At 61.5% G+C, this 23107-nt stretch carries 14 protein-coding genes; 11 read left to right on the forward strand and 3 right to left on the reverse strand.

Translation table 11 applies throughout. The features are described 5' to 3' along the window. Positions 1 to 193: 193 nt before the first annotated feature. Positions 194 to 643 carry a TraR/DksA family transcriptional regulator gene (locus tag ACYQ2I_RS03030; RefSeq protein ID WP_460165513.1) on the reverse strand — a complete coding sequence of 150 codons (450 nt, stop codon included), beginning with the start codon at positions 641 to 643 and terminating at the stop codon, positions 194 to 196. Positions 644 to 1540: 897 nt separating this feature from the next. On the opposite strand from ACYQ2I_RS03030, the gene ACYQ2I_RS03035 reads away from it, so the two are divergent. From ACYQ2I_RS03035 to ACYQ2I_RS03065, 7 genes are all read left to right on the forward strand, one after another. After that, the gene (locus tag ACYQ2I_RS03035) at positions 1541 to 3931 is read left to right on the forward strand and encodes an FHA domain-containing protein (RefSeq protein ID WP_460165514.1); all 2391 of its coding nucleotides are present in this window, start codon (positions 1541 to 1543) and stop codon (positions 3929 to 3931) included. A 206-nt stretch (positions 3932 to 4137) separates the two neighbouring features. After that, a complete protein-coding gene (locus tag ACYQ2I_RS03040; protein ID WP_460165515.1) occupies positions 4138 to 5646 on the forward strand; it encodes a sulfatase in 1509 nt (502 codons plus the stop codon). A gap of 195 nt (positions 5647 to 5841) precedes the next feature. Further along, positions 5842 to 7212, forward strand: a complete 1371-nt coding sequence (locus ACYQ2I_RS03045) for an aspartate aminotransferase family protein (RefSeq protein WP_460165516.1) — start codon at positions 5842 to 5844, stop codon at positions 7210 to 7212. A gap of 52 nt (positions 7213 to 7264) precedes the next feature. Then, complete coding sequence (locus tag ACYQ2I_RS03050) at positions 7265 to 8506, forward strand: Gfo/Idh/MocA family protein (protein ID WP_460165517.1); 1242 nt, start codon at positions 7265 to 7267, stop codon at positions 8504 to 8506. Positions 8507 to 8761: 255 nt separating this feature from the next. Next, positions 8762 to 9787 carry an SMP-30/gluconolactonase/LRE family protein gene (locus ACYQ2I_RS03055; protein ID WP_460165518.1) on the forward strand — a complete coding sequence of 342 codons (1026 nt, stop codon included), beginning with the start codon at positions 8762 to 8764 and terminating at the stop codon, positions 9785 to 9787. A 159-nt stretch (positions 9788 to 9946) separates the two neighbouring features. Continuing rightward, a complete protein-coding gene (locus tag ACYQ2I_RS03060) occupies positions 9947 to 10216 on the forward strand; it encodes an SHOCT-like domain-containing protein (protein ID WP_460165519.1) in 270 nt (89 codons plus the stop codon). Positions 10217 to 10697: 481 nt separating this feature from the next. Next, on the forward strand, positions 10698 to 12074 hold the full coding sequence (locus tag ACYQ2I_RS03065) for a Gfo/Idh/MocA family protein (protein ID WP_460165520.1): 1377 nt from the start codon (positions 10698 to 10700) through the stop codon (positions 12072 to 12074). A gap of 156 nt (positions 12075 to 12230) precedes the next feature. On the opposite strand, the gene ACYQ2I_RS03070 is transcribed toward ACYQ2I_RS03065, so the two are convergent. Both ACYQ2I_RS03070 and ACYQ2I_RS03075 read right to left on the reverse strand, forming a co-directional pair. Beyond that, entirely contained in the window at positions 12231 to 13772 is a 1542-nt protein-coding gene (locus ACYQ2I_RS03070) for a DUF4339 domain-containing protein (RefSeq protein WP_460165521.1), read from the reverse strand. A 220-nt stretch (positions 13773 to 13992) separates the two neighbouring features. After that, positions 13993 to 14898 (reverse strand): carbohydrate kinase family protein, encoded by a 906-nt coding sequence (locus ACYQ2I_RS03075; RefSeq protein ID WP_460165522.1) that lies wholly within the window; start codon positions 14896 to 14898, stop codon positions 13993 to 13995. A gap of 709 nt (positions 14899 to 15607) precedes the next feature. Here ACYQ2I_RS03075 and ACYQ2I_RS03080 point away from each other — a divergent pair. The 4 genes from ACYQ2I_RS03080 (at position 15608) to ACYQ2I_RS03095 (ending at position 23008) form a co-directional block, all read left to right on the forward strand. Further along, a complete protein-coding gene (locus tag ACYQ2I_RS03080) occupies positions 15608 to 17995 on the forward strand; it encodes a sodium:solute symporter (RefSeq protein ID WP_460165523.1) in 2388 nt (795 codons plus the stop codon). A 238-nt stretch (positions 17996 to 18233) separates the two neighbouring features. Next, complete coding sequence (locus ACYQ2I_RS03085) at positions 18234 to 18824, forward strand: RodZ family helix-turn-helix domain-containing protein (RefSeq protein WP_460165524.1); 591 nt, start codon at positions 18234 to 18236, stop codon at positions 18822 to 18824. 195 nt (positions 18825 to 19019) lie between these two features. Beyond that, on the forward strand, positions 19020 to 20732 hold the full coding sequence (locus tag ACYQ2I_RS03090; protein WP_460165525.1) for a prenyltransferase/squalene oxidase repeat-containing protein: 1713 nt from the start codon (positions 19020 to 19022) through the stop codon (positions 20730 to 20732). Positions 20733 to 21433: 701 nt separating this feature from the next. After that, complete coding sequence (locus ACYQ2I_RS03095) at positions 21434 to 23008, forward strand: sigma-70 family RNA polymerase sigma factor (RefSeq protein WP_460168394.1); 1575 nt, start codon at positions 21434 to 21436, stop codon at positions 23006 to 23008. The last annotated feature ends 99 nt before the right edge of the window (positions 23009 to 23107 follow it).

The raw sequence follows: 23107 nt of genomic DNA on the forward strand, positions 1-23107 counted from the left end.
TTCTGATCGGAGGAACACACGAGGGGGAGCCGGTGATTGTACCCCCCTCTTCAAGAAACGCAAAAGGAGCGGCCGTGGATCGTCCGCTCCCTCGCTTGGGTTGCTCGTTCGCTCGCACATCGGCCACGCATCGGACCGATGCTGCCGACGGACCGCCGTCGAAGTTCCTACCCCGGAACACAATGGGAACGGGTCAGGAAACGTCGAGATTGAGGTCGTTGAGCGAAAAATCCTGGTCCATCGGTGTGTCGACGACGCGACCCCACGCCGGAGGCGGACCGCCGCTCGATCCGTTCTCCTCTTCTTCTTCCAACTGGCACTTGACGCACAGGGTTGCGTACGGCAAAGCCTGAAGCCGAGCCAGGGGGATATTGCATCCGCAGCTCTCGCAAACGCCGTATTCGCCCGAGTTCATCTTTTCGAGCGCGTTTTCGATGCGATCGAGCTCCCGGCTTTCGACCTCGGCCAGTTGCGAGCTGATTTCGTCCTGCACCGAGTCGAGCGCGAAATCGACGACGTCGCCGCTTGCCTCGCTGCGTAGGGTGCTCAATTGACTAAGGTCCCCCTGCAACGCTTTGCGCAAGGCATCGCGCCTCTTGATGAGGACCTGTCGCATTTTCAGGATGGCTTCTTTCCGATTCATGGGTCTCCACCTCTCGGTGTCCGATCCGGGCCGGCTTTCGGAGTCTTGCCCCATGCAGAGCCGAAATCGAACTACCTCTTCTCGAAGGACGTTCCCGGTTGCCGCGTTCGACTCGACACAAACCCATTCGACGTTGAAACGCCGCACCCAAAATATAGTACGTGGATGGGTGTGTGGGGTTCCCTGTTTTCCGAAAAAAAGTCTGACTATTTCGGCAAAGGTTCGTGTCGCGTGGTGTATCGCCCGCGACGGTCGTCTCCGACAGCGGAGGCGGCCCCGGGAAGCAAATCATAAGTCCTTGCGTACTGTATAGTTGCTTCCATGAACTCGGTGTTGCACTGCCGTCGTGGCAGCCCGGTTCGCACTCCCCCGACGCTGGGTGAGTGCTATCCGATAATCGACAAAAGCCGCAAATATATACAGTCGATTTCGGAGAATCTATTGGTCAGGCGGAGGGGATAACACCCCCAGCTTGACTATCTTCTAAACGCATGCTAGATGCCCCTGGGTACCCCTATTGACTATCAGGGGACGCGGCGCTGCCGCATTTCCGACGGAAGCTCCTGGGCGCCCCTCTTTAGGGTTGTGTCATCGTTTCGTGCCGGTCGTGCGTGGCGAGCCGGCGACACGCTACCGACAACGGTTCACCGAGTTTGGTTCTCGGCGAAATAGTGGATTCGGGATGGCCGCCGGATGGACAAGGTACCGGTCTGCCCCGGTTGATCGAGCGGCTGCCCACGTGATGTAGAAGACAGAGTTGATAAGACGGGCAAATGTTACTGAATCTTTCCGGAAAGTAAATCCCCTCCTGGTGGTGGGTTGTAATCCCCCTTATGTTGTCGGTCCCGCCGCCTGGTTTGTCCCGCCGAAACGGCCTTGTAATCGGATTCACCTGCCATGTCTCAGGTTCTTGATTCCCAGCACGACGTGTTCACCCGGCCCGGCGAAACGGTATTCCGCATCGTCGGCAGCAGTCGCGACGGACAACTCCTGCGCGTTCGGTCGCCGCGGATCACGATCGGGTCGGGCGCAAACTGCACATTGCGGTTGCGGGCGCGCGGTGTTCGTCCGTTGCACTGTCTCGTGTTGCGCGGGACCCGACACACGATCATGCGTGCGTGGCATCCCGATACGCGTCTCAACGGACGAAGTGTGCGTGACGCCGTACTCACCGCGGGCGATCGCCTGACTTTGGGGCCGGTCGAACTGGAATTCGTCGGGGCGGGAGAAAACGTACCCGTCGACCCGCCGAAGGCCGCAAACCGGCGCGTTCCTCCGAAACCCGACGAGAATGCGGCCGCCGGACATGCGACGTTGCGAGTGCAGGCCGATCCGGCAGCCACGCGCGTTCCGCATGCCCCGCACGACGAGCGGGCTGTTCGCCCGATCTTGAAGGCCGACGGCGAGCCGCATCGTTCTGGGTCCGATGTCGCCGCCTTGGAAACGTTGCGCCGCGATTACGATTTGTTGCAAGAAAAGCATGCAGCGGCGCAGGCCGAAATTGCACGACTGCGCGCCGAATTGAAATCGCTTCGGGAAGCGAACGCAGCGCCGTCGCAAGAATCGTCGGTTTCGGTCGATCGACAGGAACTGGAAGAACTGCGCACGCGGTTGAAAGAGTGGGAAGCCGAACTGGTCGACCAAGAAAACGCGCTCACACGCCGGCGCGAAGCGATGGAATCGGAGGCCGCTCGACTCGAACGCGAACGAGCGCAACTGGCGGTCGAGCGTAAGACGATCGCCGAGCAACGCGACGAGCTGGAAGCCTTCCGCCGCAAGTGGCAAGAAGCCGCGGCTTGCGATTCGCAACAGGAAGACGGTCGTGCGGCACAAGAAGCCGCATTCCAAGCACGCGAGCAGACACTCGCCGAGGCCGAAGCCCGCCTCGAAGAACGGCTGTTTGCCGTTGTCGAACGCGAGTCGCAGGCCGAACAATTGCTCGAAGAGATCGGCAAACAGGAAGAAACGATCAAGGAACGCGAAGCCCGGCTGATCGAACACGAAGAAGCACTCGAAAAAGAACGTGCCTCGTTGGAATCGCAGCGAGAACAACTTCAACGTCGCGAACAGCGCGTGGCGCAGCAAGAAAAAGAGCTGAGCTTGCGGGCGCAGACGGTCGGGCAGACGAATGCCCTGGCCGAACAGCGGGAAGAACTCGCCCTGCGCGAGCGGTCCGTGGCGCAGCAGGCAAAAGCAATCGAAGACCGTGCCGATCGGTTGGCGGCCTTGGAGGCCGAATTGGAACAGAGAGAAGCGACGATCCGGCGACTCCAAGAAGAGTTGGACCGGCAGCGCGAAATGCTTCACCGTCGTGAAGAGGCCCTCCGCGAACGAGAGGAGGCCTTTGCACGTCGCCTGGAAGAAGCGCAAGGATCGCCGAACTCGCAAGAGGACGTTCCGGCCGAGGTCGCTTCCGGCTCGAATACCGGGTTGGCGACGGCTGCATATCTATCGCAGACTTCGCATGAACCCGAGCCCGACGACGAGGAAGACGCGCCGCCGGAGGTGCTTTCCGTCTTGCGGCGATTCGGCAAACGCAAAGAGGAGCCCCAGCCTGCGACTTCGGTGTCGACTGCAGCGGCCGAATCGGACGCGACCGACGACGGCGAGGAGTCGGTCGAAGAATATATGAAGAACCTGTTGGCCCGGTTACGGGGAACGACCCCCGACGCCGTCTCATTGACGAGCGGTTCCGAGGCGGCATCCGGCAAAGGCGAAACTCGGGAACAGGAGCAAACGCCCATCGGGCCGCAGCGACGGCCCGTGCGGATGCGTCCTCGCACGGCCCCCGAACGTCAAGCCGACCTTGCGGCCATGCGCGAACTGGCGAATTCGTCGTCGGTCGCGGCGTTGAATTCGGCCGCAATGCGCCGTGTTCGCGAGACGATGCGCAGTCGGTTGGCGGTGGCCCTGGTGTCGTATGCGTCGGGAGGGAGTTTGCTGTACCTGTGGATGCGGTTCGTTCCGCAGGCTCAGGTCACGTTCTACGCGGCGATCACGGCGTTCATCCTGGGGGTGTTCTGGACGATTCAGTTCGGCGTCCTGTTCTTGTATCAATTACGAATCCGGCAGGCTCTTACCGCTGCGAAGCGGGATGATGACGATGCCGATCGTGAAATCGGGGCGTCGTGCCGAATGATCTATCGGCCGGTTCCCGACGAAGAATCGTCCGCGCCGGAACGAGCCGACCGACTCTCTGCAACGGACGAAGATGCGGTGAACTCCGACGGTGCAACCGATGAGTCGGTTCCGACCGAGGACGCCTCTCCGCAACCGACTGTCGAATAATGTTGCTGCCTGTTCGGCAACGCCCCTGTTGCCGGGACGGGCCGAGTGATCACCGCGACCCGTTGGGCGTTCTCGCCGGCGATTGATTTCCCGCCGACGGCCGACTAGCCTGAACCGGCATCGAACGCTTCGATGCACGCGGGAAGCAGGGCGGATGTACGTGTCGTTGCGGGGATCCGTCGCATCACATCGAGGAGGGTCACGGCATGATTCGATCGATTCGGCCGGGAACGGGGATTGCGGTTTTGGGATTCGTCGCCTTGTCGCTTGCGGCGGCATTCGTGCCCGAGACGCAGGCGGCGAATGGAACGCCCGATCGCTGGAACGTGCTGTTTCTGGCGGTCGACGATCTACGACCGCAGCTTGGTTGTTACGGCGATCCGCTGGTCAAATCGCCGAACATCGATCGCTTGGCGGCAGACGGCATGGTGTTCGACCGCGCGTATTGCCAGCAGGCGTTGTGTTCTCCGTCGCGCATCTCGTTGTTGTCGGGCAGACATCCGGCGACGACGCAGATCTACACCATCGGTCCTCCGTTGCGAAGCACGATGCCCGACATCGTCACGTTGCCCCAGTTGTTCAAGAACCACGGGTGGTTCACATGCAGCCTGGGCAAGGTCTACCACGTGGGCATCGACGATCCGGCGTCGTGGAGCATTCCCTCGTGGCAGTCGCCCAAGCCGCGATACGGACCGGTCGGAATGGCGGCCGTCCGGGCACGGCGTGAAGCCTTGAAGAAGGCCGGCAAGCCCATTCCCACCCGCGGACCGGAAAACCCGTTCTACGCCGGTCCCGCATTCGAAGCCGTCGATTGCGACGATGCCGATTTGACCGACGGCGACATCGCCCGCGAGGCCGTCGAGCGGCTGCGCAAGTTGGCTGCCGAAAAGCAACCGTTTTTCCTGGCGGTCGGGTTTCACAATCCGCACGTTCCGTGGGTATCGCCGAAAAAGTATTGGGACTTGTACGACCCGGACGAGATCGTCCTTCCCGACAATCGCTATCCGCCGCGAAATGCACCCGATTTCGCCGCGAGCAGTGGTGCCGATTTCTATTGGTACGGCAACACGCCCGAAGACAGGAACGTCACGCCCGAATTCGGAAGACAATGCTTGCACGGATATCTCGCCGCGATCAGCTACATCGACGCCCAAGTGGGCAAAGTCGTCGCCGAACTGGAGCGGCTGGGACTGCGCGACAAGACGATCATCGTCTTGTGGGGCGATCACGGTTATTACATGGGTGAGCACAATTGGTGGGGCGGCAAACACAACAACTACGAAGGTGCCACCCGCGCACCGTTGATCGTCTCGGTGCCGGGCATGAAGGCCGCGGGTAAGCATACCTCGGCCTTGGTCGAGTTCGTCGATATCTATCCGACGCTCGCCGATCTGGCCGGCTTGCCGACTCCCGAAGGCGTCGAAGGCAAGAGCTTCAAGCCGCTGTTGAACGATCCCGATAGGCCGTGGAAGCGGGCGGCGTTCAGCGAGTATCCCAAGCGGGGCTACAAGGGGACGGCGATGCGGACGGATCGGTATCGGTTCGTCGTCTGGCTCGACAAGCAAGGAAATGTCGTCGCCCGCGAGTTGTACGATCACCAGGTCGACCCGCAGGAAAATGAAAACGTCGCCGCGAAACCCGAGTACGCATCGATCGTTGCCGAATTGGAGGCGGAATGGCGTGCGAATTGGCCGCCGGCGAAGTCCGAGCAATGATCGGCCTGAATGGTCGACTGTCGACAATGTTCAAGGAGGCCGCCTTTCCGCCGACTCGCGCTGTTGACGTGTAGTTCCGGCGCCGCCGGGTGAGTACAATCGGCCGCGTGCAGCGAGTATTCGTCGACGCGGCCGTTTTGCTGCGCACTTGGTTTTCAGAATCGCGGCCGATTGACACGGGAGGCGAGTTTTCTGATGAGCGACGTTCTCCGGCCCCGAGAGGTTCCCCGCATCGAAACGAAATACCGGCGGATCGTAACACCGATCCCGGTACCCGAGTCGCTGCCCGTCCTCGAACGATTGCGACGTTGGGAACCGCGGTCGATGTCGGGGCAACCGCCGGTCGTATGGGATCGTGCGGAAGGCATCCAGGTATACGACGCCTGGGGAAACGTGTGGCTGGACTGGTCTTCAGGCGTGTTGGTGACGAATGCCGGTCATGCGCACCCGGCGATTCGCGAGGCCGTTCGCCGGACGGTCGACCGGCCGTTGATGCACAACTATTGTTTTCCTTCGGCCGTGCGGGCGGAATTCGTCGAGGCGCTCGTGGCCGTCTCGCCCGACCCCTTGAAAAAGGTGTTCTTGCTCACGACCGGCTCCGAGGCCGTCGAATGTGCGATCAAACTGGCGCGCACCTGGGGACGACGCCGACGGCCCGACAAAAAGGTGATCGTGTCGTTCGAGAACGCGTTTCACGGACGCACGCTCGGCTCGCAAATGGTCGGCGGGATTCCCGCCTTGAAAGAATGGATCGGAAACCTTGACCCCGACATGGTCCAGGTGCCGTTTCCCGACGGGTTTCGATGCCCCGACACGCGGTTCGCGTTGTTCGAAGAGTCGTTGGAGCGTCAGGGCGTTTCGCCCGATCGAGTCGCGGCCGTGCTGACGGAAACCTATCAGGGCGGAAACGCCAGCTTCGCGCCGCCGGAGTATATCCGGCAGTTGCGACGCTGGTGCGACGAGCACGAATCGCTGTTGATCTTCGACGAGGTCCAAGCGGGCTTCGGGCGTACCGGGACGATGTGGGGGTTCGAGCATTACGGCGTGCTGCCCGACTTGTTCTGTTTGGGAAAAGGCATCTCGAGCGGCCTCCCACTTTCGGCGGTGGTGGGAAAGCCCGAGATCCTCGATTTGTATGCGCCCGGCTCGATGACTTCCACCCACACGGGCAACCCGGTTTGCTGCGCAGCAGGGCTGGCCAACTTGCGAATTCTTCGAGAAGAACGACTCGTCGAGCACGCCGCGGCGATGGGGCGTGTGTTGCTGCCCGGTCTCGAAGCGATTCGCGAACGCTTCCCGCAGCGGATCGGTGCCGTGCACGGCAAGGGGCTGGTGGCTTCGCTGCATATCGTGAAACCCGGCGGCTTCGAACCCGATGCCGCATTCGCCTCCCGCGTCGTTCTCCGGTGCGTCGAAAAGGGGCTCATGCTTTTTGCGCCGGTCGGTTACGCCGGGGCCTCGGTGAAGATCTGTCCGCCGCTGACGACGCCTGAGGACGCCTTGCGCGAAGGAATCGACGTCATGGCCGAAGCGGTCGCCGAAATCGACGCCGAATCGAACGCGTAATCGCCCCGGCATCGCGGACCGTTCGGTGTCGGAAAGAGAAGGGAGAACGGGGATGTCCGAGACGATCGACGTGTTGCTCGCCGGAGGCGGCATGATCTGTCGGGACCAGATCTTGCCGTCGCTCTATCAGTTGCAGCGGGAAGGGACTGTCGGCACGATTGTCGTCTGCGCGCGACATGCGGGCACCTTGCGGCGGTTGGCGAACGATCCCGAATTGGCCGACGCGTTTCCCGGGATGTCGTTCGAGGCGGTTCCCTCGCTCGACGAACCGGACGACCGATTCGTGCCCGACGCATATGCAAAGGCCCTGCAACGCCTGAGGCCGTATCAACTGGTGGTCGTCGCCGTTCCCGACCATTTGCACTTCGAATTCATCGAGGCGGCGCTGGAAGCCGATCAGCACGTGTTGGTCGTCAAGCCGTTGGTGTTGACGTATCGGCAGGCCGAAGCCGTTCGCGAAAAGGCCTTTGCCCGCGGACTTTTCGTGGGCGTCGAGTATCACAAGCGTTTCGACCGACGGGCGCTCGAAGCGCGACGCCTGTACCGAGCAGGCCGGTTCGGCGAGTTCCGTTTGGGCGAGGCACGCTTGTTCGAACCCTACTACTACCGGCACTCGAATTTCCAGAACTGGTTCACCACCGAAAACAGTGATCCGTTCACCTACATCGGCTGCCATTACGTCGACCAGGTGCATTTCGTGACCGGCTTGTTGCCGACGGAGGTCTCTGTTCGCGGTGTCGAGGGCGAGTTTCCCAACGGGAATCGCGGGTATTTGTGGTCGGCGGCAAGAGTCGTGTGGGAAAACGGGGCCTTGCTCGAGGTGATCAACGGTTTGGGGTACCCCGATGACGGCGGCAGCTGGAACGACCAGGGAATCCGCCTGTATTGCGAAGGAAACGGTGCGACCGGCGCGATCCTGCACGACGACCGCTATCGCGGTGTGATGCACGCATATGCGGCAGGCGACGGACCGCGGTTTCGGATGATCAATCCCGACTATTTCCGACTGTTGCCGTGGGAAGGCCCGGGCTTGAAACCGGTCGGTTACGGATTCGAATCGGTGTCGGCGTTGGTGCGTGCGGCGATCGACTGCAATGCTGCCGCGCGATCGGGGGAGGAACCACTCCGCGCGCGGCAAAATGTGTTGCGGCGAATCGACGAACAAGGTTTGTTGGCCACACCGGCGAACAGTGCGTTCAATGAGTTGGTCATCGAGGCCGGGCGTGCGTCGATTCTCGATGCGGGGCGTCCGGTGCGGATCGACTATCGGCCGACGCCGCACATCGTCGGTTGAGCGGCGGCGCAAGTCGGTCGCGACAAACTGGTGAGCTTGGAGAATCTCCGGCAGGCGGTGCGGGCACGCCGGGGAAATCCCGCTCGAGTTTTGGTTGCATCCCCCCTTGACGCACGCTATCATGACGGCCGGTATCTCATGCCAATCCCATTGACCTTGTGGTAAAAAGGGCGGTCGCAAACGCCGAACGACGGGGTCGGATCAATGGAAGGGCTCGTATATTCTCTGGTCGGTCGTCGTGGTCGGTCGAGGGCTATGTCGGTCGCCGCTGCACTTGCGATCGCAATTGCCGGAACGTCTTTCGGTTTCGCGGAGGAATCGTCGAAATGCCCCACGATCGGGGAGATCGAACGAGTCGACCCGCGGGTGGACGCCCTGTTGCCGGCCGATGCCGTGATCGAGGTGCTGGCCGAGGGATTCGATTGGGCCGAAGGCCCGGTGTGGGTGCCGCAGCGGGAAATCGAGCTGAACGGTTACCTGCTTTTTTCGGATGTGCCCCAGAACACCGTCTACAAGTGGTGGCCGCCGACGGGCGTGACCGTGTTCTTGCGTCCCAGCGGATACACGGGAAAGGATCCGCGGGGCGGCGAGTCGGGATCGAACGGTTTGGTGCTCGATCCGCAGGGGCGGCTCGTCCTGTGCCAGCACGGGGACCGACGGATCGCGCGGTGGGATCGCGGCGGCTTCGTGACCCTGGCCGACAACTACCGCGGCAAGCCGTTCAATAGCCCGAACGATGCCGTCTTCAAGTCGAACGGCGATTTGTACTTTACCGATCCGCCCTACGGGATGACGCCGGAGACGCGCGAAGCCGCCGATGCGCTGGGCTTTTGCGGTGTTTACCGACTGTCGACCGACGGCACCGTCACGTTGCTTACCGACAAAATGACGCGGCCGAACGGGATCGCCTTTTCGCCCGACGAAACCATCCTCTACGTGGCCCAGTCGGATCCCGAGAATCCGGTCTGGATGGCATTTCCCGTCAAGGACGATGGAACCTTGGGCGAAGGCCGCGTGTTCTTCGATGCGAAGCCGTGGGTCGAGGCCGGCTTGAAAGGCTTGCCGGACGGTATGAAAGTCGATCGACAAGGGAACTTGTGGGCGACCGGTCCCGGCGGGGTGAACATCATTGCGCCGGACGGCACATTCCTGGGGCGTCTGAAGACGGGCGTCGCCACCGCCAATTGTGCGTTCGGCGAAGACGGTTCGGCACTGTACATTACGGCCGATCGCTACCTGTTGAGAATTCGTACGACGACGAAAGGTCTCGGTTTCGAATAAGTCGAACGGTGCGTCGGCCGTGAGCCGACGACGAGAAGAGGTCGACGGAGCAGCCGCGTTTCTCCGCCGAGGGGCGATCCTCCGGCGGAGCGAATCGCGTTACGGCCTCGGCTCGGAAAGTGCCGCGATCCGTACGGTTTCTCACAAGGAGAGCTTCGCATGAACAAGGAAGAGATTCTCAAGAAGGTGGCGGCGGGCGAACTGACGGTCGAAGAGGCCGATCGCCTCTTGGAAGAGTTGGCGGCTTCTCCGCCTCCGTTGTATTGCAAGGTGAGCCAGAAAGGCGCCGTGAGCGTGTACGGTCTCCAACGCATGCCGGTCACCTTGTACGCCGACCAATGGGAACGCCTGCTCGGTTTCGCCGATCAGATCAAGGCCTTCATCGCCGAGCACGAAGGCGAACTGAAACGCAAGACCGCCGACGGGTGACGCCGTAAGGCTCGGCGAACTTGGGCCCCCCCAGTCTCGAAGTGCGGGACGATCGTCCGCGCACGGCCGAATCGGCCTCCGCCAAGAACGAGGCTTTGTGGGCAATGTCAACTCGATGGTAAAGCGCCGTTGTCCCAGGTTCACGCCGAGACGGGCTTCGCAATAGGGATGCGGAAGAATGGCGGGGGCTTCGGGCGGGCGCGTCGAAGGGCTATGACTGTCGGCAGCCGGCCCCATGTGCGCAAGCCGCGTTTTTTCGATGCCGAGCGGGGGGAAGAATTTCTCGTTGAAGCCGGTGAATTGAACCGCATCGGTCCGCCTTTCGTACGGAGAGCGGCAAGGAGGGCGGCATTGCCGCGTGCGGTCGCGGCTTGTTTCCCTCGGGCGAGGGAACTAGACTCAAAAAGTTATCTCTGGTTTGCCGAGATCGCTTGCTTAGCGGTTTCTTCACCGTAATTCCTGAAACGAGAGGTTTCTGCTCATGTCGCGTTTCAATCACACCAGTCGTCGCCGTTTCCTCCAAGGAGTGGCGGCAGGGGCGGCAACCGTTTTTCTGCCCAAGACCGCCCATCGTGCGTTCGGGTATGTTTCCGCCAATGATCGGCCGCGATTTGCGACGATCGGTCTGCGGAACCAAGGCTGGGCCATCACGAGCAAAACGTTCCCCTACGCTGATTTCGTGGCCTTGGCCGATGTCGATGCGAACGTGTTGGCGCGATATGTCGAAGAGACGACCAAGCGGCAGCAGGGGAAGAAACCCGATGCGTACAAGGACTATCGCCGCGTCCTCGAACGCAACGACATCGACGCGGTCATGATCGCGACGCCCGACCACTGGCATACCAAGATCGCCGTTGAGGCTATGTATGCCGGAAAGGACGTCTACTGCGAAAAGCCGCTCACATTGACCATCGACGAAGGCAAGCTGATCGAAAAGGTCGTCAAAGAGACCGGCCGCGTCTTCCAGGTCGGTACGATGCAGCGGTCGGAATTCGACGGTCGGTTTCTCACCGCCGTGGCGTTGGTGAAACACGGCCGTATCGGTAAGGTCAAGAAAGTGACCTGCGGCATCAACGGGATGTCGCCCTCGCCCGTGATTCCCGTGGCGCCCGTTCCGGAAGGACTGGATTGGGATTTCTGGCTGGGGCCGGCACCGAAAGTCCCGTATCGGGCGTTGCCCGAGATTCGCAAAGGTTACGGCGGCGGCGTTCCGCTGTACAGCAACTGCCACTACTCCTTCCGCAACTGGCACGAGTATTCGGGCGGTAAGCTGACCGACTGGGGGGCGCACCACGTCGATATCGCGTGCTGGGCGATCGGCGCTTCGCACACCGGCCCCAGCAAGGTGACGCCGATCGAATACGAGTTGGCCTGCGAATACGACAAGAACGGTTATCCGATCTACCACGATCGCTACAACGTGGCGACGAAGTTCCTCATCAAGGCCGATATGCCCGGCGGCATCGAGCTGTACATCACCAGCGAAGGTGACAACGGAATCTTGATCGAGGGCGAAAAGGGCCGTTTCTTCGTCAACCGCGGTCGCATCAGCGGAAAGCCGGTCGAAGAACTGGCCGACAACCCGTTGCCCGACGGGGCGCTCGAAGAAATCTACGGCGGCAAGATTCCCGCCAATCACAGCGTCAACTTCATTGAATCGATGCAAAGCCGCAAGCAGCCGATTTCCGACGTGTGGACGCACAACCGCATGCTCGAAATCTGCCATTTGTCGAATATCGCGATGCGGCTCGGCCGTCCGCTCGAATGGGATCCCGAAAAACGGGAAATCGTCGGCGACGAGCAGGCGAACGGCTTCCTTTCGCGCGAAAGCCGGAAAGAATACCGCATCGAAGTCTGAGCATTGCTTTCCGAAGCCGATGACCGCAGGCTTCGAATGAAGCGTGCAGGATGCAAAGCGTCGAAACGGCCGTCCCGCATTCGGGGCGGCCGTTGCTGTTTTCAGCGAATCTCGTCTTTCGATGTTCGAAGGGAAGCGCCCTCGTGCGGTAGGGCGTCAACCGGCGGTTTCAGAACGGTCGCTGCCGCGGCTTTGTTTCAGCAAGCCCGGGAGAATCACGATGGCCTGGAGGATGCTGAGGGTCAGGTATCCGATCATGTACAACAGGTAGGTGGCGATCGGAATACCTCCCCCTGCCAGCAGGAACAAGATTGCCGTTTGAAAAGCGACATGGGCGGCCAGCTTGGCCATCCCGCTGCCGAGCGAATCGAATCCGCTGTCGGTAAGCTCCGGCGGTAAAATCGGGCCGTTTTCGTCGAATTCCAAGTCCGACAGCTCGGCCCCGTCCGACGCCGCATCGACCCTGGCGGCCGGCGTGGGTTGCGGTGCCGGAGTTTCCGGTTGACTGGAGATCAATGCTCCGGCGATGACGGCGATGGCCAGCAACAATTGCAGGCAGCCGAGCAAGACTGTGGCGCCGAACAGCACGGGAGTGGCGATCACGAGGCATTTCAGGAAAAAGACGCCGAGCCCCAGGGCTTCTTGTGTGGGGTCCGATTCGGCGACGATATCGACGCCCAGTTTTTCGGCGTTGAGCGCGACGATGCCGACGAAACTGAAACCGATGAACGCGACGACGCCGACCAGAATGATGGGAATCGCTCCCGTTTGGATGCCCGTCACGGTGGCGCCGATCAGGGCGGCCAGGCCCGTCAAGAAGCTGCCCAACGCGATCGTGTCGGGCAACGCCGATGATCCGAGCCGCACACGGGTCGAGCGGTGCCAGCGATCCAAGACGGCCTGAAAACGGCCGGCGGCGTATTGCAACAGCACGAGAAAGAAGACGGCGATCGTTCCCATCCCGACCAATATGATGCCCGCTTTGGCGGCGACGGCGAGAGCGACGAACAACAGCACCAGCACGCATGCCACCAGCAACCCGTAACGGCCGCTGATCCCGAACAACCAGGTCGTTCCGCCGACGAACTGATCGCCGAAAACATCCCGCAGGCCGCTCAACAGGGCGTCGAAGAGGTGGCCGCCGCCACCTTCGCGGGCGCGGGTGAAGGCCGACATCGAGCGCTCGAAGCCGGCCCCCATCCGTGCGCTCTCGCGAGTCGGCGTGAAGCGGACGGCTTCTTCGGACGAGACGGCTTCGGTACTCGTTTCGGCGGCCGTCGATTCCGCCGGCTCGGCGTGTGTTTGGGTGAATCGGGGCGGCTGCTTCCGGTGCGTTCCGATCGGTTCCGATTCGGCGGCTTCAGCGATCTTCGCCAATTCGTCCGGAGCCTCGGGGGCCGCGGCGGGAACCTCGGTGAATTGCGGCACTTCATCGGCAGCTTGCGGCTCCGCAGGTGCGCCGACCGCTTCGGAGGGCGACGAAAGGTTGGTGGCTTGAGAGCCTTGCGGTGTTTCGGCCGTCGGGGTTCCGGTGGGGAAGAGTCCTTTCACCCGCCGGGCAGGAACCCAATCCGACATGCCCTCTCGCCACACGAGGTCGTCGGGACCGAGTTGCGCGGCCTCGGCCAGTCGTTTCAGCTCGGCCGAAGTCACCGGGCCGAAGCGTTCATTGTCCTTGGCGTAATACCATTCGACCATCGTTGCACCGGTGTGCCCTGAGGTTTGTCGTGTCCGGCCAGATGCGAGCCTGTCGTGCAGAAGCACCGACACCTCGATATCGGCGCTTCGACAGAGCGAAACTCCTGCCGTGGATTCGGCAAGCGGGGTGGTTTGGGTAACTCGCGTGCCGCTCGGCGATATTGCTATCGTGACCTAACCACCGGAACCTTGCAAGGAAAAGCCATGGGGCGGTCGTCCACTACGGGGCGACGAACAGCTCGGCGACGAGGCGGCGATATTCGTCGGCAAGCGGCGGCATGGCACCCGGTTTCGAAGCGGTCAGGGCACCTGCCCGATTGGCGAACTTGGCTTGGATTTCCGGCGGTTGGCCTTCCAAGAGGGCATGAATCCAAGCCGCCGTGAAGGCATCGCCCGCCCCGACCGTGTCGGCCACCGTGACCGCGATGCCCGGCTCGTCGGCGAACGTCCCGCGGCAACTGAGCAGGCATCCGTCTGCTCCGCGGGTTACGCATACGCCCTGTAGCGAGAACCAGGCGGCCAGCTTTTCGATGAAGGCATTCGGCGCGGAGGGAAGTTTGAGCAGCTCGGCCACGACGGGGACTTCGTCGCTATTGAGCTTCACGTAGTCGGCCAGGCGCAGCGACGATTCCAGGACCTCCAAGTCATAGTAGTGTTGGCGCAGATTCACATCCAACACCCGCAAACATTCCGGCGAAGTGTTCTCCAACATTCGGCGAATGGTTTGCCGCGAGGCTTGGGAACGCTGGGCCAATGTTCCGAAGCATACCGCGGCGGCTTGGCGGGCGAGCTGTTCCCAAGCGGGAGAGTACTCCAAGGCATCCCACGCGGTGTTTTCATGGATCGTAAACACCGGATGATCGGGGATCGACGTGTCGACGGTCACCAAGCCGGTCGGATGGTCCGGATCGCGTTGGACGAAATCGACGATCAGGCCGCGGGCGGCAAGTTCGGTGAGCAGAGCGCGACCGTTCTCGTCGCAACCCACACGCGAGCAAACGATTCCGCTGCTGCCGAGTTGTGCTGCGTGGTAAGCGACATTGGCAGGGGCACCTCCCGGTCGCCGCGAATCGGGAAAGCAATCCCATAACACTTCACCTAGTCCGATCACGACACGATTCGCCATCTCATCCTCCTGAAGCTTCCTTACTCACGGGTGCAAATACTCGGTGTCGATCCGGCGACCTGCGTGCACGAAGCCCCCTCGGTCGATAGAGCTGCCGGCTGGATACGGTCGGGGTGTCGGACGCATGTCGCACGTTGTTTTTCGGAGGCCGATGATGCAAGGGCGACGTTCGGCATGCGCATACCCGAAAAGACGATCACAGGCGACACGAGGGCCGATCATTCGGGCAGTCGCGTGACGGCGCACTTGCGGGCGTCGTATGGTTCACGGCGACAGGGGGACCGTCGCCTTCGAGTTGTCAGGCAGGCGCGATTGGAGACGAGCAATCGAAGGGACTCGCTGCCGGGGGCGCAATACCGACCGGCACGGCACCGTTCCGGCAAAGTTCCCCTTCCTTGCGTACAACTATCCCGCCATTTTGACTGATCGACGAGGGGCAGTCAAATGCCGTCCGCGAAAAGAAAAATCCCCACGATTGATTGTCGAGATTTTTGAGGGATGGTAAGGTAACGCTTTCGTGCGGCAATGGTTGTTTCCGGCAGAGGAGAGAGCGTATCTTGTCGTGGATGTGCCGGTGTGGTTGGTCCCGACTGCTGCGCAAGCGGCTTTGCCGTATCTTCGGCGACGCGGTGCGGACGATTTCCCCCGTCTGCGTGCGTCGATAGCAGCTTCTGATCGGCTTGTAATGGAACGACGAGGTCCCCCATCAATGAAGAAGCGTCGCGTACTTGTCGTCGGAATCCCAATGCTCCTTGTTTTCGGATCGACTCTATTGGGGCCGGGCTCGATTTTGGCGAACGAACCCGGTGCCGCGGCGGCCGATCTGGGAAACGTCAAAGTCGGGTTGGGAACACTCGATTATGTGATCGTCGCCGCCTACCTGGTGGGCATCATCTTGTTGGGGTGCCTGGCCGGACTGCGACGCAAGAGAGCCGAGGGGAGCGATTACTTTCTCGCCAGTAAGTCGCTCACCTGGCCGGTGATCGGGTTGGCGCTGTTTGCGACGAACATTTCGACGATTCACCTCGTCAGCTTTGCCGAGAACGGATACACCTCGGGGCTGACCTACGGCAATTTCGAGTGGATGGCGGCGTTCACGCTGATCATCTTGTCGATGTTCTTTGCACCGTTTTACTTGCGGGCGAACGTCGCCACGCTGCCCGACTTCTTGGAAAAACGGTACAGCCGAGGTTGTCGCGACGTATTGGCGATTTTGTCGATGTTTTCGGCAATCGCCGTGCACATCGGCTTTTCTCTGTTGACCGGGGCGGTGGTCATCGAAGGGACGGTGTTGCACGCCTTCGTCGACGATCCGGAAAAATACCGGTTGTATACCGTGCTGGCCATGTGCGGGGCGACGGCGATCTACACGATCGTGGGCGGATTGTTGGCCGTCGTGTGGACCGAGTCGTTGCAAACGATCATCCTGCTGGCCGGGGCCGCGTGTATTACGTACATCGGCTTGGATCGGCTCGGCGGCTGGTCCGCCTTGCAAGAGGCGGTCCATCCGGTGAACCTGAGTATCCTTCGATCGCAGACCGATCCCACCGGTATCACGTGGTACGCGGTTTTCTTGGGATATCCGGTGTTGGGGATTTGGTACTGGTGTACCGATCAGACGATCGTGCAGCGCGTGTTGGGCGCCAAGGACGAGCATCATGCCCGCATGGGACCTCTGTTCGCCGGCTTTCTCAAGATTTTGCCCGTCTTCCTGTTCGTGCTGCCCGGGGTGATCTGCCTGGCGTTGGTGAACTCGGGGAAGATGCCCGAATTGCCGGCCGGGCCCGACGGGAATCCGATCACCAAGCAAACGTACACCCACATGATCACGACCTTGTTGGGGCCGGGGTTCCGGGGAGTCGTTATTGCTGCGTTGTTGGCGGCGTTGATGAGTACCGTATCGGGCGCGTTGAACTCGATTGCGACACTCTTCAGCTACGACATCTATCGTCGCTGGACCGGGGAAGAGAACGACCGCAAGCTCGTGCGGATCGGCCGGATCGCCACGTTCGTGGCCATGTGTATTGCGATTGCTTGGACGATGGCCTTGAGCCGCCAGGATACGACGCTGTATCAGGCGCTGGTCGATGTTTTCCCCGTCGTCGCGCCGCCGACGGCCGTCGTGTTCGTTTGGGGCGTCTTCTGGAAGCGGACTTCGTCGAAGGCGGCGCTGGCCGTGCTCATCGGCGGCCCGGTCTTGGGGATCATCGTATACGTCTTGACGGTCTACAAGATTCTCACTCTCAACAGCCTGTTCATGGCGTTCGTGTTGTTCGTGATCGAGTCGTTCGGGATCGTCATCTTGTCGGTCTTGATGCCGCAACAGCTTTCGGAAGAGGCCGAAAAACTCGTCTGGAAAAGCCCGTGGGAGCCCCTCAAGCCGACCGAAGGCGCCCACTACCTGCTCGATTATCGCGTGTTCGCCGCGTTGCTGCTGGTCGTGATGGTCGGACTGTACGTTGCCTTCACCGACCTTACGCCGTACTACCCGGTGGCCGCCAAATTGACGCTTGAAGGGAAGCCGGTGACCGGTGCGGCGGTCACGCTCGAAACGGACGATCCGCGCTACCGCGACACGTTGATCACCGATCTGGAAGGGAAAGTCGTTTTCGGAACCGAGTTCCGCGCGGGAGGCGTTCCGGCGGGAACGAAGGTCCGCCTGCGATTGGAACCGGCCCGCGACTACCTGGCCGTGCTTGAAAAACCGCCGGCGACGAACGGCAACGGTGAGGGCAAAGCGAAACCCGTTTGGAAGATCGCCTTGGCCGTGCCGGCGGGCGCCGAGATGACCGTCGAGGATGCCGCCGACGGTGAGGCGGAAACCGACCAAAAGTCCGGCGGGAAAAAGATCCGCGTTACGTTGACGTCGGGCGACGTTTCGAAGTCGATCGTACTCGATGCCGAAACTGAATATCGGCTGATTCATGCGACCGACGTGCCCGCGGTATACCGAACGGACGATTCTCCGCTGGTGATCGAGGTCGAACCCGACGTCGAAAAGGTCTACGCGTTGGAACTGGCCGCTTCGGACGAGCCCGGCAAACCGGCAACGACCGAACCGTCCGCATCGGAGGAAACATCCTCCGGCGAGGGCTGAGTTTCGCAGGCCGGTACGAATACCGACAAACGTTCGCAACGGGCTTGTTGCCGCTTCGGATGGGCAACAGGCCTGTTGTCGTATGAACGCAATCGACTCGACTCACCGGGGGCCGATCGGCTATCTTGGTGAGAGATCGAAGCCGATTGGTGATGCGATACCGTAGGGAAGGCGGTGTCGCGTCGCGGCGGTGGTGAGACGGTAGATGCGCGTTTTTCGCGAAACGAGGAGGCACGTCATGGTCCGCCGGTTCTTCCTGGGGATGTTCGCTTCGATCCTTGCGGTCGGAATGCTCGGGTGCGGCGAAACCCGCTACGACAAGACGGCGACGGCTCCGGAACCGTCGGCGGAACGGCAGCCAGTCGCACCCACCGAGCCGCTGGTCGTGAACACGAACGCGGAAGGCGCATACACCGCCGATGTCGCCCCGCCGCCGACCAAGTCCGCCCCCGATACGTCGGACGCTTCGGCGCCTCCGGCCGTGCCGGAATCCGAGGCCGGCCCGATATCTACGGGAAGATCGCCTGCTTCGGCGGGCGCATCGGCACCGACGGTCGAATTGTCGGTGGGCGTGGCCCTGCCGCAAACCCTTCCCGAGGGGACGGCGATGACCTTCAGTGTCGATTACGAAACCGCTGCGGCTCCCTTGGACGCCGTGTGGTGTCTGAAGAACGGGCGAAATGAAATGCTGCGGCAGCCGGTCCGCCTCGACCGGCAAGGCAATCTGGCGGCCATCGTGCCGCAATGGCGCCCCGAAACGGGCCCCTTCCAAAGCCGCATCGAAGACCCCAGCGGCCGACCGCTTTCACGCTGGATCGACATGCGCTGAAGCTCGACGGAGCTTGCGCAGAAAACGGCCGCGTCTTCTCTGGGAACCGAGAATAATCGGTAAGAGGGATGGTTTGCGCAGAGATTGCCGCTTGGCCGGGCAATCGGTGAGAATGGGGACGCGGTTTCCGAATTGAGTATTGGGATGGTATGCGCTAGGCAAAGGCAGGATACGTTTCGGAAACGGTGAAGGCGTATGGGATCGGCAGCAGCCAACGGAATGCCGTCGCGGCCGGCGGACGAAGGCGATCCCGTTGCGCCGATTCCTCCCGCCGTGCGACCGGGAGAGGAAAACTCACCGGCGGCTGAGAACACACGACACGAAAGCGGCAAAGCCCGCGTGAGCAATGATGTCCCACCGGTCCATCGAGCTTCTGCGGCAGCCCCGCAGCAAGAGGCCGCCAAACCGGTCATCCCGTTGGACGATCCGGAGCCGCCGCAGCCCGACGAACCGGCGCCCGAGCCGGTGGACGAGATCGATTCCCGAAGGCGTTTTCGTCTGCGCGAGCGATTCTTGAGCGTGGGGGTCAGTGCGGCCGTCCACGCGACGTTGCTGGTCGTGTTGGCGATGATCAGCATTGCAGCGACCTCGGGCACGGGGGGGATCGTACTGCACTCGGAACTGAACGCGCAGCCCGATTGGCAGCCGGAGGACATCATTTTCGATCCGACCGACGCCAAGCTCGATTTTTCGCCCGGCGACTTGCAGGTGGATGCCGATTCGGTCGAGGTGAACGTGGCGGAATTTTCGCAAGCGGCGTCGGGGCCGGATGCCTCGCAGTCGTACTCAGGCGTGATCTCGTTCTTGAACCCGGATGTCGATCTGGCCTTTCCCATCGAGAAGATCGTCGGCGGCGGGCTCCAGGGCCGCTCGCCCGAAAATCGCCCGAACCTGGCGATGCAGGACGGTGGAACTCGGGAAAGCGAGGCCGCCGTCGAAGCCGGCCTTCGGTGGCTGGCGGCGCATCAACTCGAGAACGGCGGGTGGTCGTTCGATTTCACCAAAAGCTACTGCGGCGGCCTGTGCTCCCATCCCGGCAACGAACCGAGTACGACCGGCGCGACCGGTTTGGCGCTGTTGCCGTTCTTGGGCGCAGGATACACCCATCTCGACGGCGAACACCGCGACGTCGTGCGGCGAGGGCTGTACTATCTCATGCAACGAGGCCGCGTAACCGAACACGGCGTCGACCTGCAAGAAGGAACCATGTACGCGCAAGGAATCGCGACCTTGGCGGTGTGCGAAGCCTACGCCATGACCGGCGATAAGGCACTCGAAGATTTCGCCCAGGGGGCGGTCGACTTCATCGTGTACGCGCAGGATCGCAAAGGCGGCGGCTGGCGTTACTCGCCGGGTGAGCCGGGGGATACGACCGTCACCGGATGGCAGTTGATGGCCCTGAAGAGTGCCGAACTGGGACGCTTGCAGGTGCCTCGTGATACGCTGTACCTGGCGCAGCATTTCTTGGATCGCGTGCAATCGGAAGACGGGGCGTTGTACGGGTACCTGAAGCCTGACGAACCTCGACCCGCGACGACCGCCGTCGGGTTGTTGTGTCGGATGTACGGCGGCTGGACCCGCTACGAGCCGGGATTGCAAAAGGGCGTCGCCGTGCTCTCGCACTGGGGGCCGTCGGCTTCCGACATGTACTACAACTACTACGCCACTCAGGTGATGCGGCACTGGAACGGACCGGGCTGGCCCGAGTGGAACCGACGGTTGCGGGATTATTTGGTCGAAAACCAATCCCGCACAGGACACGAGGCGGGAAGCTGGTATTTCGAGGATCCGCACGTCTCGGCGGGAGGCCGTTTGTATACGACGGCCTTGGCGATCATGATTCTCGAGGTGTATTACCGGTACATGCCGCTCTACGGCCGCGATGTCTTCCAGCCGCAATCGCAATAGGGTTGAGCCGTTTAGGAAGAATCCCCTATTCAGGGGTGCTTGACGGCGAGGATGTCGCCTGCGAAAAGTATCTTCGCAATGCTACGATTCGTGGCGTGCATTCGGCGTCGGCGCGCACATGCAACGAATAGAGCCAGCATCCGGGAAATGCCGCCGCACCACCGAGGGGGTCAAGAATTATTTTTTGGTTTGCCTTTCCTTTTTGGTTTGCCGTCTTGACCAAGTCTCTCCATTTTGATATCGTCAACCGTGTTCGTGCCGCAGTTCGGAAACTTCGGTTCGAAAATCCTTCCGGGTAACTTGCAGCCCACGTTTTGTCCCACCTGCAACATCGGATGCGCCAGGGCAACACTGCCGGTTGCCGACTGATGCCGTTAGGCGACATGACATTGATCGCACCCCGTTCGGCTCCACAGTGCGAATTCTATCGTAACCTCTCTTGGCATGGCAGGTTACGTCGATCTATCTCTTGCCGCACGGAAGCTTTGGCACATGGTGTGCTTCAGTCGTTGTCAGGCAGTTGGAACGCAGTTGGTCGCATCTATCGATGACTTTCGCCTGTTGAGGATCGCACCTTGTCCAAAGTCAACACGAAATCGGTCGGTCGGAAGAGTCGGGCTCAAAAAGGCCGCAACGGCAAGGTCGCCCGCAACGGTCGGGTGAACGGTCACAACGGCCACAACGGTCACACGGGCCTCGACTTGGACCTCTTCGACGACGCCGTCACCCCCACGACGACGGTCGACGAATTCGATCTCGACGATGAGATCGACGAAGAAGACGAACTCGAAAACGAGTTGGAAGCCGAAGCCGAGGAAGACGGTGAAGGCTTGAGCGACGAGACCGGGCAAGACGACCAGATCGACGACCCGGTTCGCATCTATCTCATGCAGATGGGGGAAATCCCCCTCCTTTCGCGGAAAGAGGAAATCGCCGCCGCCAAGGCGATCGAAAAGGCTCGTCGCCGCTTCCGCTACGCGATGCTGGCGACCGACTATATCTTGCAGGCCGCGATCGTCTTGCTCGAAAAAGTCCGTGACGGTCGGCTGCGTCTGGATCGGACCGTCGACGTCTCGGTCACGAACCTGCGCGGCAAGCGACACATCATGGGCCTGTTGGGGCCGAACCTGACGACGCTGCGGGCGCTGTTGGCCCGCAACCGAGCCGACTTCCGCATCATGATGAATCGCCGTGAGTCGATGCGGAACCGCCGAGCCGCACGCGTCCGGCTGATGCGTCGTCGCTTTCGGGCCGTTCGCCTCATCGAGGAACTCGACCTGCGAACACAGAAGTTGCAACCGAACGTCGAGCGGCTCGTTCAAGTTTCGAAGCGAATGGACGACCTCGCCCGCGAGATCGCCGAGTTGCGCCGCACCCGTCAGAACAACGAACGACTCGCCGAACTGCGAAAAGAATTGTGCTTGCTCATGCGGGTGACGCTGGAAAGCCCCAGCACGTTGCGTCGTCATGTGGCCGCGATTTTGCGGGCGCAGGAAGAATACGAGGCCGCCAAGCGACGTCTTTCGGCCGGAAACCTGCGGTTGGTCGTCTCGATCGCGAAACGCTATCGCAACCGCGGTTTGAGCTTTCTCGACTTGATTCAAGAGGGGAACACGGGCTTGATGCGGGCGGTGGACAAGTTCGAGTACGCCCGCGGCTTCAAATTCTCGACCTATGCGACCTGGTGGATCCGTCAGGCGATCACCCGCGCGATCGCCGATCAAAGCCGCACGATTCGCGTGCCGGTGCACATGATCGAAACGATGTCGCGGGTACGAGCGGCTGCCCGCGAACTCCAGCAAAAGAACGGCGCACCGCCGACGGTCGAAGAGACGGCCGCGTTGGCCGGATTGTCGGTCGACGAAGCGGGCTGCGTGTTGCAGATGAGTCATCAGCCGTTGTCGCTGGATCAGCCGGTCGGCGACCACGACGACAGCTTCTTCGGCGACTTCCTGGCCGATTACCGGGAAGACGACCCGTTGTACGAGATGAATCAAGAGTTGCTCAAGCGGCGCATCTCGGAGGCGCTTTCCGAGTTGAGCTATCGCGAGCGTGAAATCATTCGACTGCGATACGGGCTGGCCGACGGTTACGCCTATACGCTGGAAGAGGTCGGCAAGATTTTCTCGGTCACGCGGGAACGCGTGCGACAAATCGAAGCGAAGGCGGTGCGGAAGCTCCAGCACCCCGTTCGTGCCCGCAAACTCGCCGGGTTCCTCGACAGCACCTTGGCGAATTGGAATCCGGAAGACGGTGACGGTGAAGGCGAGGAGTGATTGCCGGTAGCGACGGCCTCGCGAGACCGACAAGCGTCACTGCCTGAGCTTTTCTTCGCGAGGAGTCGCCCGACCGTGCATGCCTGGGGACGATGACCC

The sequence above is a fragment of the Thermostilla marina genome (genome assembly GCF_054657455.1).